Here is a 13,238-nt window from a genome sequence, read left to right as displayed (position 1 = left end):
CGCAATACTAAGTTAATCGTCATTTATAATGGAAAATATAAAATGAAAATACAACCTAATAAGCACACCCTATGGCTCCCTCTAATAGCTATTTTATTTAGTGGTAACCTACTTGCTGCCAGTAATTTAAAAACTGAACAAGCAATACTAACGCCTCCTCCTATGGTGCCGCCCGCCATTAATAGAGATCACAGTGCAAAAGTAGTTATCAACCTAGAAACAAGAGAACAAGTAGGGCGAATTGCCGATGGCGTTGAATATGTATTTTGGTCATTTGGTGAAACCGTTCCAGGGAGTTTTATTCGAGTTAGAGAAGGTGATGAAATTGAGTTTAACCTCTCAAATCACCCTAGCTCAAAAATGCCGCACAATATTGACTTACATGCGGTAACAGGCCCAGGTGGTGGCGCGGAATCGTCATTTACGGCCCCAGGACACACCTCAACATTTAATTTTAAAGCACTTAATCCTGGGCTTTATATTTATCATTGCGCCACGGCTCCTGTTGGTATGCACATAGCCAATGGCATGTATGGCTTAATTTTAGTTGAACCAAAAGAAGGCCTTGCGCCCGTAGACCGAGAGTATTATTTAGTACAAGGGGATTTTTATACTAAAGGTGAATTTGGTGAAGCTGGCTTGCAACCTTTTGATATGGCAAAAGCAATAGATGAAGACGCCGACTACGTAGTATTTAATGGCTCAGTAGGCAGTACCACAGATGAAAACTCTTTAACCGCTAAAGTAGGTGAAACAGTTCGATTATATATTGGTAATGGTGGCCCTAACTTGGTTTCTTCTTTTCATGTAATAGGCGAAATTTTTGATACCGTTTATGTAGAAGGCGGCAGTTTAAAAAATCACAACGTACAAACCACATTGATCCCCGCTGGCGGCGCTGCCATTGTGGAATTTAAAGTAGAAGTACCGGGCACCTTTATTTTGGTTGATCATTCTATTTTTAGAGCATTTAACAAAGGTGCACTAGCAATGCTAAAAGTAGAAGGTCCTGACGACCATTCTATTTTTACAGGCAAAACAGCTGAAAACGTATATTTACCAGAAGGCTCAGCAATACAGTCGTTAGACAATACTTTTACTAAAATAACAGCCAACAATAAAGATGAACAAATACGATTCGGCCAACGTGTTTATGAAGCTAACTGTATGGCTTGCCATCAAGCTAATGGCGAAGGTATTCCCGGAGCATTCCCGCCTTTAGCAAAGTCTGATTATTTAAACAACAACCCACTTTTAGGTGTTAATGCGATTATTAAAGGCTTATCGGGTCCGATTAAAGTTAATAACGTTAACTACAACGGCGTAATGCCAGCAATGAACCTAAATGACGAAGATATTGCCAATGTTATTACCTTTGTACTAAATAACTGGGATAACGCCGGCGGAAAAGTCTCTGCTGAACAAGTTGCTAAGCAGCGCAAGTAACATGATTTTTTCTTTATTAACGATGACACTGACACTGGCAGAGCCTCCTAAAATGGTAGCGCTGCCCGCGGGTAACTACAGGCCGCTTTATATGAATAAAAACAGCCCACAAACATTTGTGGGCGCTTTTAGCATAGATGTTACGCCTGTGACTAACGCGCAATATTTAACGTTTGTAATAAATAACCCTCGTTGGCAGTCGCAGCAAATACCTAGCATATTTGCAGAGGCTCAATATTTACAACATTGGCAACAAAATCTAACTCCAAAGCAGCCGTCACAAGGACAATTAAACAGCCCTGTAGTTAACGTATCGTGGTTTGCAGCCCAAGCTTATTGCCATTCACTTAATAAAAGCTTACCCACGGTTGCTCAGTGGGAACGTGTTGCCAGTGCCAGTGCAACCCAGCCCAATGGCAGTCTAGAAAAAAGCTATAACCAACGTATTTTACAATGGTATAGCCGCCCTAGTAGCAAACAGCTCCCCGAGGTTGGTACTAACCCAGCAAACTATTGGGGAGCACAAGACTTACACGGCTTAATTTGGGAATGGACAGAGGATTTTAACTCCGCTTTGGTCAGCGGCGAGTCCCGTGGTGATAGTGATATAAATCAAAAATTATTTTGCGCCGCAGGAGCACAAGGCGCTGCTGATCCCAGTGATTATGCCGCATTTATGCGCTTTGGCTTTCGATCTAGTTTGCAGGCCAAATATACTTTACCCAATTTAGGGTTTCGCTGTGCGAAATCAAAGGAATAAAAAATGATAAAATATAACCCAGCTATTATTTCTAATAATATAACACTCAAAATATTAGGGCTGATATGCATGCTTGCCAGCTCATACGCTTACTCGCAAAATATACCACAAAACTCTGTTTATCAGCTTAACAGTACATGGTTAGATCAAGACGCTAATAAACGTACTTTAAGTAGTTTTAGCGGTAAAAAACAAGTCATAAGCCTTATTTATACACACTGCTTACATACCTGCCCTACTATTGTTTCTACCATGCAAGCCATTGAAAATAAGCTGAGTGAGACTGAAAAACAAGACGTAGGTTTTATTTTAGTCTCGTTAACGCCCGACACAGATACACCTGCAGTACTAAAAGAATTTGCACAAAGCCGAAAATTAAATTTACAAAACTGGAGTTTATTAACCGGCACACCACAAGACGTTCGTAGTTTAGCCATGGTATTAAATATAAAGTTTCAAAACATAGACAACAATGAAGTTAATCACTCCAACTTAATGACAGGTTTAGACGAGCAAGGACGTATTAAGTTTCAAGAACTTGGAGTAATAAATAACGCAGCAATAGCCGCTGAAAAGCTCGCAAATTTTTAAAGCACGCTACCCTTAACTAAGCTATACAATGAATAAACACTCGCACAAAAGCAGAGTGTTTATTTAATTTCAAAAATTTTATATGGGACAGGCATTTAATTTTTATTAAAAAGCAAATGCACAGTTTATTTATTATTTACTCCAGTGTATGGCTTTCATTGAATTACAACAGTTAAAGTTTATTCGATTTTAGGGAGGTTTTAACGAGAGTTAGAGGCTTACACTTCATATGATGGATATTTGCTAACTTAAGCTGACACAGATCTATGAACGACCTCAAATCATTGTTGTTTAGTTATTTAAGTAATCACATCAACTGCTTACTTCCGCCAAAACAATAAGAGTAAATTTTACTGGTTAGAACAAAAAACAGCGGATGCTCGTATTTACTCTGCATTAAATAACTTACAGATTAACCAACACCTTTGTACCACTTAGCTCGGTTCTGCGCAGCTAAATTCATTAACCTTACTTTACTCCCTGCAAAGTTTGCATATTGCCTACGAAAATGCTGAATTGCGTTTAGCCACTCAACCTCTTCTATATTTAATTTGGCTAATATATTGGGTACATTTTTACTTACTTCCCGTTGTTTATTGCAAGTAAAATAACGACTACTCCAACTTACTAACTCTAAATAGTCTATTAATCTAAATGGGATCGTGTCTGGTTCTGCATTACTACCCAATTTAAGTAATTGCATTGGCTGGCTTTTGTGCTCAAAAAGCTCTGATTTTTGTGCAGGTTGTTTACTATTTTTTGGGGTGTTTTTATATTTATGGATACGCTCTTGAATTGATGTGAAATCACTGTTTTCAAGTTCTGTAGCTATTTTCGCTCTAATTGGATTCAAATCAACATACGCCATACAACTTAAAATGGCCTTATCATCTAATAGTGCTTGGGATTTATAACGCCCTTCCCAGTATTTTCCTGTACAGTTATCTTCTTTATTTGCTTGCCTGGCAATATATTCATTAAGATTTTTCATATACCAGCTAATATCATAAAGTCGTGCTCGCCATGTTGCTATAATTTCACTAAAAATATATAAGCTAGCCTCATTTAATTTCTCGCCATTTAAAAAGCGTTCAACCAAAGAGTCTCCTTGTTTATATAACTTATACCAACGCCTTATAACCTCTTCAACAGACCAATCAAGCGCTTTGTTTTTATTTACTTTAACCACAACATGATAATGATTACTCATAATAGCGTAAGCAGCTATATCAATGGCAAATACATCGCTCAGTAATTTCATCCGCTTAACAAGCCACTCCCTACGGTGGTCAAAGTTTTTGCCTGAGTATTTATCATCGCCACACAAAAAAGCATGGCGAACACAACGCGCAATTAGGTGGTAATAAGGTGTTGCCGATAAATCTATGAGTGATTTTCTGGCACGGGTCATGTTTAGCACTCTGTTTTTACATGTATATATAAACAGTAGTTCAAAGCGAGGGAATTACCATTTTTTATGCCTGTCTACTATTATATTTACTTGTAAATAAGTTTTATGCCTGTCCCTTATTCGAAGAGGAGATAGTAATAAGCCTTATGTTTCTGCCAAAATATCGCCATCAACAAGGTGAACATTGGTGGTGTAATAAGCTTGGCTGTATTCTATATTTAACGAAAAATACACGCTTTGTTTAAGGTGTTTTTTTATAGATGCCTCTAGCTCAGTACTTAATGCTAATGTAAATTCTTTATTTCGGTGAGCCTTAGTTAATAACGATATTGTAATGAGAATATGCGAGTACTTATATTCTAAGCATGGGTAAGCTCTTGACTTACATACCCCAGCACTGGCGTCTTTGTTATTTATAATCTGCTCTATAACATCAAAAACTTCTTTTGTGTTTATTTTTAAGTTATCTGAATATTTTATTTCTACGTGTGGCATAAATATATGTTCCTGAGCGTATAACGCTTGGTTAATAATAAATCACTGCGTTTGAGTGCAAAAATCAACAGTAACTTACCTAATGAATTTATTCCGCTTGAGCCTGTAATACAGCGTGCTGTATATCTACATAGCATTATTTAAAATTAAACTTTGTTTATAAAACTTCTCTTTTTAAGCATTATAAGGTGCTTACTTATTATGGGGTTAGCTCCTTTATTCGTTTTATGGTATTTACCCTCAACTTTTTTACTTAAAACAAAAAAGCATAACCCTATTAAAGTTATGCTTTTTAATTTAGTTTGTTTAATAAACGAATGCGCCATATAAAGACTAATTACTCAATAGTTGTATTATTTAAAGAGTAGTTCCACACCTTATAAAAATAAAAGGCATAACCAAGGCCAAAGGTAAGTATTGAAATTATAATCCAAAGAATTACATGGCCAATGCTGCCAAAAATATCTGTATTACAAACCATTTTTCTTGTATTACCGTGTTCGTCAATTAACTCAGAGCGGTTCAAAATAAACTTAGAGAACGAATAAGGAAAAAAGAACGCGCCTATACCAAACGTTATTAGTATTAAAATAAACCACAGTATTAAATGCCCTAAAATATCTATAGTTCCTACATTTGCTTGAATCTTCATATTTAATCCTTGATATGATTTTACTTAACGAGTGTTAAAACCTACTCGCTTTAATTTATTGTTATTACTAAATAAACCATAGCCGAGTTCCTATTTCAGTTCAATTATTTACATAAAACAAAAAGAAGTTTATTTACTTATAAGCAGCTACTACATACTTTTGCTTAGCTTTATTAGATTAAATAAACATTCTTTCACTTAACTTATTCCTCCTCAAAAATACACCTCACAAACCTACAGCCACGCTAATAAACGCAGCAAAACTAGCGAGAAAATCAATCAATGAGAATCCCTCATATATAAATGAAATTAAATCAATTTTATTCATAATAATAACAACGTATAAAATACATTCTTGCTTTTACCTTTAGCCGCACTGCACTTGGTTGCAATTAAGCCTTTAGGTAAAAATAAAAAATACTGTGGTGACTACTGACAGGGAAATCTGAAGATATTACCGAAAACCTCAGAAGTTAAACAAAAAATTCAGCTTTAATTATATAAATGGATACCAAAAATCATGAAAAAAGACTTTAAATTTACTATTAAGAGCACTTCTCTTGATGAAAGTTATCAGCCATCTAACGATACGCGCCTTACAACCAACTTTGCTAACTTGGCAAGAGGAAAATACCGCCAAGCTAATTTGCGCAACGCGTTAAAAATGATTGATAACCGCTTTAATGCTTTAGCGAATTGGGATAACGCTAAAGGAGATCGTTACTCTGTCGAACTCGAGATTATTTCTGTAGATTTAGATATTAAAGGCAGTGGTAATACTTTTCCATCAATAGAAATATTAAAAACAATTATTGTTGATCATAAAACTAATAAACGCATTGAAGGCATTGTAGGTAATAACTTTTCCTCTTATGTGCGCGATTATGACTTTAGCGTATTGCTGCAAAATCATAATAAAAATCAACCTAAATTTAGTATCCCAGATAACTTTGGTGAGCTGCACGGCAAGCTGTTTCAGCATTTTGTTAACTCAAGTACTTACAGACTAAATTTTAATAAACTACCTGTAATATGTATTAGTGTTTCTGATAACAAAACGTATCATCAAACTCAAAACCAGCACCCTATTTTAGGCGTTGAATACCTGCCAAATGAGTCATCTTTAACCGAGCAATATTTCAAAAAAATGGGCTTGCAGGTACGTTATTTTATGCCACCAAACAGTGTAGCGCCTTTAGCATTTTTCTTTTTTGGTGACTTACTTAATGATTACACTAACCTTGAACTTATAAGCACTATTTGTACCATGGAAACATTTCAGAAAATCTATCGACCTGAAATTTACAATGCAAATGCACCTGCAGGAAAGTCTTATCAACCAAATTTGAACAACCAAGATCATTCATTAACGCAAATTGTTTATGATCGAGAAGAGCGTAGCCAAATGGCCAGCCAGCAGGGAAAATTTACCGAAGAGCACCTAATTAAGCCATACCAAACTGTGCTTGAACAATTCTCTGCCAATTACGTTTAAAAGCGGCGCTTAACAGTTTCGCTCAATAGCTAGGTTCAATTATAACTTTAAATATACGGCACTATTTATCATGAAAACACTTATTAGCAATACACTATTACCTACGTCAACTGCGGGCAGTTTGCCTAAACCGGTTTGGCTTGCACAACCACAAACACTTTGGTCGCCTTGGAAATTACAAGACGATGAACTAATTGAAGGTAAGCAAGACGCCCTTCGCTTGTCATTACACGATCAGCAACAAGCAGGCATTGATATTGTCAGTGATGGCGAGCAAACCAGGCAACACTTTGTTACCACCTTTATTGAGCACCTCAACGGTGTTGATTTTGAAAAGCGTAAAACCGTTAAAATTCGCGATAGGTACGATGCAAGTGTACCAACGGTTGTTGGCCCTGTTAGTCGACAAAAGCCGGTTTTTGTTGAAGATGCTAAATTTTTACGCCAGCAAACTAACCAGCCAATAAAATGGGCTTTGCCAGGCCCAATGACAATGATAGATACCCTTTATGACGATCATTATAAAAGTCGCGAAAAACTTGCGTGGGAATTTGCCATAATTCTTAATCAAGAGGCCAAAGAGCTAGAAGCTGCAGGGGTAAATATTATCCAATTTGATGAACCAGCATTTAATGTATTTTTTGATGAAGTTAATGACTGGGGTATTGCCTGTTTAGAGCGCGCAATTGAAGGACTAAAATGCGAAACCGCGGTGCATATTTGCTACGGCTACGGCATTAAAGCCAATACCGATTGGAAAAAAACATTAGGCTCAGAATGGCGCCAATACGAAGAAGCGTTCCCTAAATTACAGCAATCGAATATAGATATTATTTCGCTAGAATGTCATAACTCTCATGTACCAATGGAGCTACTTGAACTTATTCGCGGCAAAAAAGTGATGGTAGGCGCTATTGATGTAGCAACCGACACCATAGAAACACCCGAAGAAGTTGCTAATACCCTGCGCGAAGCGCTTAAATATGTTGATGCCGACAAGCTCTACCCTTGTACCAACTGTGGTATGGCTCCTTTAGCGCGTAATGTAGCAAACGCTAAGTTAAATGCCTTAAGTGCAGGAGCAGAAATAATTCGCAAAGAACTAGCTAACAAAAGTTAGCCCAACAAATAAACCTATATAATCCAACTAATATAAGCACTTCAATATAGTTATGTAAAAGAATGCCCGCCATAGAGCTCCTATGCCGGGCATTCTTTTTTAAACAAACAATAACTAAATTAAAAACCTATAAAAACACTTGCCCTAACATGCGTAAACCAGTAATTAATAGTACACAAGCAAATATCTTTTTCAGTTTACTTGCATCTAGTTTTGCAGCTAACGACGCGCCTACAGGCGCAAACAGTACGGTTAGCGGTACAATACATGCAAAGCCAAATAAGTTAACCAAACCAAAGGTCCCCGCTGGCGCATCAATTGGCGTACTGCCCAACATCAACATAGTTAGCGCACCAGGCAATGAAATAATTAACCCAATTGCTGCAGCTGTACCAACGGCCTTGTGAGCAGGATAGTTATATAAAGTAAGTAATGGCACCGAAATAGTGCCGCCACCAATTCCCACCATAGAGCTTAAAAAGCCAATAAATGCGCCCATAACACTTTGCCCTACTTTACCAGGTAGTTTTTGATACAACGCCGACTTGCCCGTTCTAAACAGCATATTAAGTGCAGATAACAGCGCTATTGCCCCAAACAATACCGTAAGCAACTTGCCATCAACCCGAGTAACTAACCAGCTACCCAGCAATACACCTATAAGAATAAATGCAGCCCAACGTTTTAAAAGGTCAAAGTCCACATTGCCTTTTTTATTGTGAGACCTAATTGAACTAATAGATGTAGGCACTATGGTTGCCAAAGACGTGGCTGTTGCAATTAACATTGCAGACTCGGGCGATACCCCAAAGCTCTGAAACAAAAAAAACAATACAGGCACAATTACAATTCCACCGCCAACACCGAGTAAGCCAGCTAAAATACCAGCAAATACGCCTGTGGCTACCAGTGCCAACAAAGTAGATATATTACTTGTTATAAATTCAATGATATTCATTAATTATTACTTCTATTTTTAATCACAACAAAGACCTTTCAGTCAATTTACGAGGTAATTACAGCCCCTGCTTTTAGGTTTTAAATAAAACAATTACGTTAGCATGCTCTACAAACTCAGCTCTCGCTAAGTTTAATATAACGTATTGTTATAATTAGTTATTCCCACCTTAATAGTAAATAAACTTGTTTGCTTGATAAAATGATATAATTTCATCAACCAATGAATATCAGTCATCATTAAAGCTAAATTAAAGATAGGAGTTAACTTGTGCTGGAAAGGATCCACTTAGAAATACTAACCGCCATAAAAGAACATGGAACCCTAACTAAGGCAGCAAATTCGTTGTACTTATCGCAATCGGCACTAAGTCACAGTATTAAAAAACTAGAAGGCCAAGTTGGTACGCCAATATGGAAAAAAGACGGTCGAAATTTGCGCCTTACAGCGGCTGGTGAGCACATTCAAACACTGGCAAACAGAGTATTACCGCAGTTTGTACATACTGAATTATTATTAAATCAAATTGCCAAAGGTGAACTAGGCTCGCTACGCATTGGCATGGAGTGCCACCCATGTTACCAATGGTTACTTAGAGTAATTGAGCCCTATTTAGAGCATTGGCCAGACATAGACATTGACGTAAAGCAGGAGTTTCAGTTTGGTGCTTTAGGTGCATTATTAAGCTACGAAATTGACGTACTAATAACTCCCGATCCACTCTTTAAACCTAAAATAAGCTACATACCTGTGTTTAACTACGAGCACAGACTCGTAGTTGCTAAATCCCATAAACTCGCAACACAAGAGTTTGTATTACCCGAGCAGCTAAGCGAAGAAGTATTGTTTAGTTACCCTGTAGAGCCGCTAAGGCTTGATATTTTTAGCCAGTTTCTTAATCCAGCAAAGTGCTCAGTAAAAAAACACAAAACCATTGAAACAACCGAAATCATGCTACAAATGGTCGCTGCGGGTCGCGGTATTTGTGCTTTACCAGGCTGGCTAATAGACGAGTATTCTAAAACAATGCCTATCAAAAGCCTAAGGTTTGGGGAGCAAGGTATTAACAAACAAATATTTGTCGGTATTCGTAACAACGAGCAGCATATAGACTACTTAAATGACTTTATTGCGCAAGCTAAAAAAACAACATAACCATAACCCATAACCAAATTAAATGCACAGTGTGGGCCCATTGGCGCGCTATCCTACCCGCATGTTTAGTACAAACCCAGCTGTGCAGGCTGGGGTTTTGTAAATAGCTGATTGAATTCAGCACAGTGCATTTTAAGTAACAAAGCCAAGGGTAAGCCGCATAACAGCATTATTAGATCACAGGCATTTAAATGGATAAGAATCGTGTTTAAGTGTTGAAAAACGAATACACCCTACGATGAATCGACGTATTTAGCAGCTTCAGGGCGTGTTGTTAGCAGCGCTGTTGCTAATCATCGTTTATTTTATTCTCACGTTTTACGCGCCATTTATCAAATTCCTCTTGACTAGATGAACCCGATTTTGCGGCATAAAATCTAGCAACTGATACCACTATTAAAATAAAACCTATTCCAATATTGAGAATAGATTTTTCAACAATACCTAAATAGAAAAGAAATACAGCCAAAATAGCTAAGAAAATTTGAGCAAACATAAAAATCCTTTTTAATTAATCAATACAGGCTAATAAAACTCTAATGATTTAAGCCTGCTAACGCTTGCAAGCACAGGCGAGCGAAGAATGAGCGAGTCCGGCACAGTTTGCTGTGCGGTTGTGCCTTGCTTTGTTATGCCTAAATATCACTAAGCTCTCGCCTCATTTGATTTAATAGCTCTTTTGAATTCTTCTGAATCTCAGCGCCAAGCTCTGCTGCCTTCACTTTAAAGGCTTCTGTTTTTTCATTTTGTTGGTTAAAAATAATTTCTGTAAAATTATTCATGTATTCATTAGTACAATCCATTGACTCTTGAGTTAATGCCTCAAGTCGGTCAAATGTTTCAAGCATTTCATCAGTAGCAATCAGTTTGAGTCGATTAGATTCAGATTTCAGTATTAGGACATCTTTCAAACCTTCTTGCATTAACCCGGATATTTGCGAACTAAGCCAACCAATTACTATTCGCTCCTGTTCTTTATCCTCAGCTTCGGCAGCAGCTAGATAGCGCTGAAGATACTCGTCAAAAATAGGCTGCATTCGCTCAGGCATCTCAATTTCATTTTTTCTACCAAAGGCATCCAAGTCTGTAACGTACTTGCCGTATTCAGACGCTTTTAGATCAAATATTTTTAGCCTCCTGTCTGCTCTGTAGCGTAAGTCTTGTTCTAGTTGTTTAAGATTCTTTTCATGGGTTTGTTTATTGAAATAAACAAAACCTAGCCACAACGCATTAATCACCCCGAATACCCATATGTAATATTCAGGGTTTTCCTGTATTAGATCGTATATGAATTGCATAGATTCCTTTTAGGCATAACGCCTTGTTATAAGCCACCACCTGCAACATCAGGATACATGAGTACCCAAGGATCTTTATTATCTGTCTTTTTATACCAAGCAATTGTGGCTTTGAACATTTCTATACCGATAGAAATAGGTATTTCGGTATAACCACCATTAGCAGTAGGCTCATAAGGATAACGAGCTTGAACAAAAAGGTTATCGTATTTCTCAAACCAATACTCGTGTTTATTAAAGCCAAGTAACTTATAAATATCTGGGTCTATAGCCTTGGCAAGATCTGTTAATTTATGAAGCCTTTTACCTTTGATTTCATATTGCTCCCCAACAGTACCTTTACGCTTATTATCTGATGGCTGAGCAGTAAAACTTTTTAGAATTATCTCAATGGCAATTGCTGCATTAACAACAGCAACACCGCATAAATTAGGTTTTGTCCATAACAATCTTGAAGCACGCAAATAATCAGATGCACTTTCAAGCATGTAAGGGGATTGATTATTGCTCATATGCCTCCGTGGCTTATAACGCTTTGCTAAGCGGAAAATAATGGTTGGCTATAATCGCGAAGCGATGGCCAACTGTTATTTTTCCGTTTAAGCAACTTGTTATACATCATGTTCTGGTTTTTTAGCTTTTACCATACCAGGCATAGTAAAAACGTATAATAAAAACAACTCTGTAAAAGATATTATTTCTTCAGCAAACTCTCTTGTTACTGGCTCTTCCTCATGCGCAGATTCATTACCGTCCTCACGTATAATATGTGCCCAATCTTTTAAGTCTCCTGTTATTAACCCATCACTTTCTAAGGATTCTATCCTTTTATAAAGTGATCCCTGACTTTCAGGGTGAATTTTTTTAACTGACACCTCTAATACTTTTCTAGACATCATGGATGCTGAGTCAAAGTTTTCAGATCGTAAAGCTGAAATGGCTTGAGAGAAAAAATTATGAACATTATCGGGTAAAAATTCTGGGATGCTAGTTTCTATTTTTCGAGGGTATTCTCTAATGGTTCTAAAGTATTGGTTATTTTCTATATTCCCATCAATTTCTTTTGGAGATCCATTAATTCGATTTTCAATTTCTGCAAAATATCCTCCATGGCAACCATTGCATCGAAATGAGGTTAACCACACATTTGAACCATGTTTCTGTATTGCAGAGATGGCGCTAAAAGCCATTGATTTAGTTTCGCAATGAGGACAATTTCGTTTTATGATGCCCATATTTGATTCAACTCCATTGATGTATAACGCTTTGCTCACCGAAAAATTAGGAGCGCAGCGTGTAATTTTTCCGTGTGCAGCAACTTGTTATGCGCCGTACGTACCATTTTTAACTTTCCGTGTATCTGACATCCACCATTCACACATATCCCAAAAATCTAATTCAGTGGCTTCATTTCCCATACTCTTACGAATCTCTATAAGAAAGTTACCCAATAGTTGCATCATATCTTTGAGAAAATCAGGGTTTCCCGATTTGTGTTCTTCTTCCATGTTATAGAGATATTGCATTAGATTGTTATAAGCCTTAACAACAGAGTCATTTGCCATTAAGGCAAGTTTAAATCCATGACGCCGGTATTCAAGCGTTAGCATAGTGCTGGTAGCAAGGGTGTTTTTATCTTTCCCTTTGTTATTTTTATCAGATTTCCATGCAGTATCAGACATTAGTAAGATAATAAATGGCTCTAGTATTTTATTGTATATTTCAATTCGGTCATCTCTTAATTTATTTTCGAGATCTATCTTTCTTTCAATTTTATTTTGTAACTATTCAGCCTCATCTGAAATGAATATATCAGGCAGCTGATTTTTGAATAATAACTCAAGGGCTAGGCTTGCA

The 13,238-nt window shown here is 37.1% G+C and carries 15 protein-coding genes; 6 read left to right on the top strand and 9 right to left on the bottom strand.

What is annotated here, in order from left to right; all coding sequences use genetic code 11:
- Window positions 1-42 precede the first annotated feature (42 nt).
- From nirK to J5X91_RS14055, 3 genes are read left to right on the top strand one after another with little or no spacing between them, the layout of a single operon-like run.
- A complete protein-coding gene (gene nirK, locus J5X91_RS14065) occupies window positions 43-1,446 on the top strand; it encodes a copper-containing nitrite reductase (RefSeq protein WP_011328157.1) in 1,404 nt (467 codons plus the stop codon).
- Window position 1,447: 1 nt separating this feature from the next.
- Entirely contained in the window at window positions 1,448-2,206 is a 759-nt protein-coding gene (locus tag J5X91_RS14060) for a formylglycine-generating enzyme family protein (protein ID WP_182683332.1), read from the top strand.
- Between the two features lie 3 nt (window positions 2,207-2,209).
- A complete protein-coding gene (locus J5X91_RS14055) occupies window positions 2,210-2,797 on the top strand; it encodes an SCO family protein (RefSeq protein WP_011328155.1) in 588 nt (195 codons plus the stop codon).
- Between the two features lie 412 nt (window positions 2,798-3,209).
- Here the strand turns inward: J5X91_RS14055 and J5X91_RS14050 are convergent, their stop codons facing one another.
- The 3 genes from J5X91_RS14050 to J5X91_RS14040 form a co-directional block, all read right to left on the bottom strand.
- Window positions 3,210-4,208 (bottom strand): transposase, encoded by a 999-nt coding sequence (locus tag J5X91_RS14050; RefSeq protein WP_208835049.1) that lies wholly within the window; start codon window positions 4,206-4,208, stop codon window positions 3,210-3,212.
- A 144-nt stretch (window positions 4,209-4,352) separates the two neighbouring features.
- Window positions 4,353-4,703: a hypothetical protein gene (locus J5X91_RS14045; protein WP_208835048.1), complete on the bottom strand. Its 351-nt coding sequence runs from the start codon at window positions 4,701-4,703 to the stop codon at window positions 4,353-4,355.
- Between the two features lie 337 nt (window positions 4,704-5,040).
- Window positions 5,041-5,355 (bottom strand): DUF6693 family protein, encoded by a 315-nt coding sequence (locus J5X91_RS14040; protein WP_208835047.1) that lies wholly within the window; start codon window positions 5,353-5,355, stop codon window positions 5,041-5,043.
- 520 nt (window positions 5,356-5,875) lie between these two features.
- On the opposite strand from J5X91_RS14040, the gene J5X91_RS14035 reads away from it, so the two are divergent.
- Entirely contained in the window at window positions 5,876-6,850 is a 975-nt protein-coding gene (locus J5X91_RS14035) for a DUF1852 domain-containing protein (protein WP_011328151.1), read from the top strand.
- 70 nt (window positions 6,851-6,920) lie between these two features.
- Window positions 6,921-7,970, top strand: coding sequence for a methionine synthase (locus J5X91_RS14030; protein ID WP_011328150.1), 1,050 nt, complete (start codon window positions 6,921-6,923; stop codon window positions 7,968-7,970).
- 127 nt (window positions 7,971-8,097) lie between these two features.
- Here J5X91_RS14030 and J5X91_RS14025 read toward each other — a convergent pair whose 3' ends face one another.
- The gene (locus J5X91_RS14025) at window positions 8,098-8,928 is read right to left on the bottom strand and encodes a sulfite exporter TauE/SafE family protein (RefSeq protein ID WP_208835046.1); all 831 of its coding nucleotides are present in this window, start codon (window positions 8,926-8,928) and stop codon (window positions 8,098-8,100) included.
- A 270-nt stretch (window positions 8,929-9,198) separates the two neighbouring features.
- On the opposite strand from J5X91_RS14025, the gene J5X91_RS14020 reads away from it, so the two are divergent.
- A complete protein-coding gene (locus tag J5X91_RS14020) occupies window positions 9,199-10,083 on the top strand; it encodes a LysR family transcriptional regulator (RefSeq protein WP_182676721.1) in 885 nt (294 codons plus the stop codon).
- Between the two features lie 289 nt (window positions 10,084-10,372).
- On the opposite strand, the gene J5X91_RS14015 is transcribed toward J5X91_RS14020, so the two are convergent.
- From J5X91_RS14015 to J5X91_RS13995, 5 genes are all read right to left on the bottom strand, one after another.
- Window positions 10,373-10,579 carry a hypothetical protein gene (locus J5X91_RS14015; protein WP_089368250.1) on the bottom strand — a complete coding sequence of 69 codons (207 nt, stop codon included), beginning with the start codon at window positions 10,577-10,579 and terminating at the stop codon, window positions 10,373-10,375.
- A gap of 139 nt (window positions 10,580-10,718) precedes the next feature.
- Window positions 10,719-11,381, bottom strand: coding sequence for a hypothetical protein (locus tag J5X91_RS14010; RefSeq protein WP_208835045.1), 663 nt, complete (start codon window positions 11,379-11,381; stop codon window positions 10,719-10,721).
- A 26-nt stretch (window positions 11,382-11,407) separates the two neighbouring features.
- A complete protein-coding gene (locus tag J5X91_RS14005) occupies window positions 11,408-11,893 on the bottom strand; it encodes a hypothetical protein (RefSeq protein WP_208835044.1) in 486 nt (161 codons plus the stop codon).
- Window positions 11,894-11,992: 99 nt separating this feature from the next.
- Window positions 11,993-12,616: a DUF4145 domain-containing protein gene (locus J5X91_RS14000; protein ID WP_208835043.1), complete on the bottom strand. Its 624-nt coding sequence runs from the start codon at window positions 12,614-12,616 to the stop codon at window positions 11,993-11,995.
- Between the two features lie 87 nt (window positions 12,617-12,703).
- Window positions 12,704-13,063 carry a hypothetical protein gene (locus J5X91_RS13995; RefSeq protein ID WP_208835042.1) on the bottom strand — a complete coding sequence of 120 codons (360 nt, stop codon included), beginning with the start codon at window positions 13,061-13,063 and terminating at the stop codon, window positions 12,704-12,706.
- Window positions 13,064-13,238 lie beyond the last annotated feature (175 nt).

The sequence above is a fragment of the Pseudoalteromonas sp. K222D genome, from assembly GCF_017653575.1.
GTDB classification, from domain to species: Bacteria; Pseudomonadota; Gammaproteobacteria; order Enterobacterales; family Alteromonadaceae; genus Pseudoalteromonas; species Pseudoalteromonas nigrifaciens.
The sequence above is the reverse complement of the archived record's forward strand: the minus strand, read 5'-3'. Positions and strand labels throughout refer to the sequence as shown.

Bases quoted from the DNA above. Each gene is read 5' to 3' on its own strand.
- J5X91_RS14055 (WP_011328155.1), top strand. From the start codon at position 2,210: ATGATAAAATATAACCCAGCTATTATTTCTAATAATATAACACTCAAA.
- J5X91_RS13995 (WP_208835042.1), bottom strand. From the start codon at position 13,063: ATGTCTGATACTGCATGGAAATCTGATAAAAATAACAAAGGGAAAGAT.
- J5X91_RS14045 (WP_208835048.1), bottom strand. From the start codon at position 4,703: ATGCCACACGTAGAAATAAAATATTCAGATAACTTAAAAATAAACACA.
- J5X91_RS14040 (WP_208835047.1), bottom strand. From the start codon at position 5,355: ATGAAGATTCAAGCAAATGTAGGAACTATAGATATTTTAGGGCATTTA.
- J5X91_RS14050 (WP_208835049.1), bottom strand. From the start codon at position 4,208: ATGACCCGTGCCAGAAAATCACTCATAGATTTATCGGCAACACCTTAT.
- J5X91_RS14015 (WP_089368250.1), bottom strand. From the start codon at position 10,579: ATGTTTGCTCAAATTTTCTTAGCTATTTTGGCTGTATTTCTTTTCTAT.
- J5X91_RS14025 (WP_208835046.1), bottom strand. From the start codon at position 8,928: ATGAATATCATTGAATTTATAACAAGTAATATATCTACTTTGTTGGCA.
- J5X91_RS14005 (WP_208835044.1), bottom strand. From the start codon at position 11,893: ATGAGCAATAATCAATCCCCTTACATGCTTGAAAGTGCATCTGATTAT.
- J5X91_RS14060 (WP_182683332.1), top strand. From the start codon at position 1,448: ATGATTTTTTCTTTATTAACGATGACACTGACACTGGCAGAGCCTCCT.
- J5X91_RS14010 (WP_208835045.1), bottom strand. From the start codon at position 11,381: ATGCAATTCATATACGATCTAATACAGGAAAACCCTGAATATTACATA.
- J5X91_RS14030 (WP_011328150.1), top strand. From the start codon at position 6,921: ATGAAAACACTTATTAGCAATACACTATTACCTACGTCAACTGCGGGC.
- J5X91_RS14000 (WP_208835043.1), bottom strand. From the start codon at position 12,616: ATGGGCATCATAAAACGAAATTGTCCTCATTGCGAAACTAAATCAATG.
- nirK (WP_011328157.1), top strand. From the start codon at position 43: ATGAAAATACAACCTAATAAGCACACCCTATGGCTCCCTCTAATAGCT.
- J5X91_RS14035 (WP_011328151.1), top strand. From the start codon at position 5,876: ATGAAAAAAGACTTTAAATTTACTATTAAGAGCACTTCTCTTGATGAA.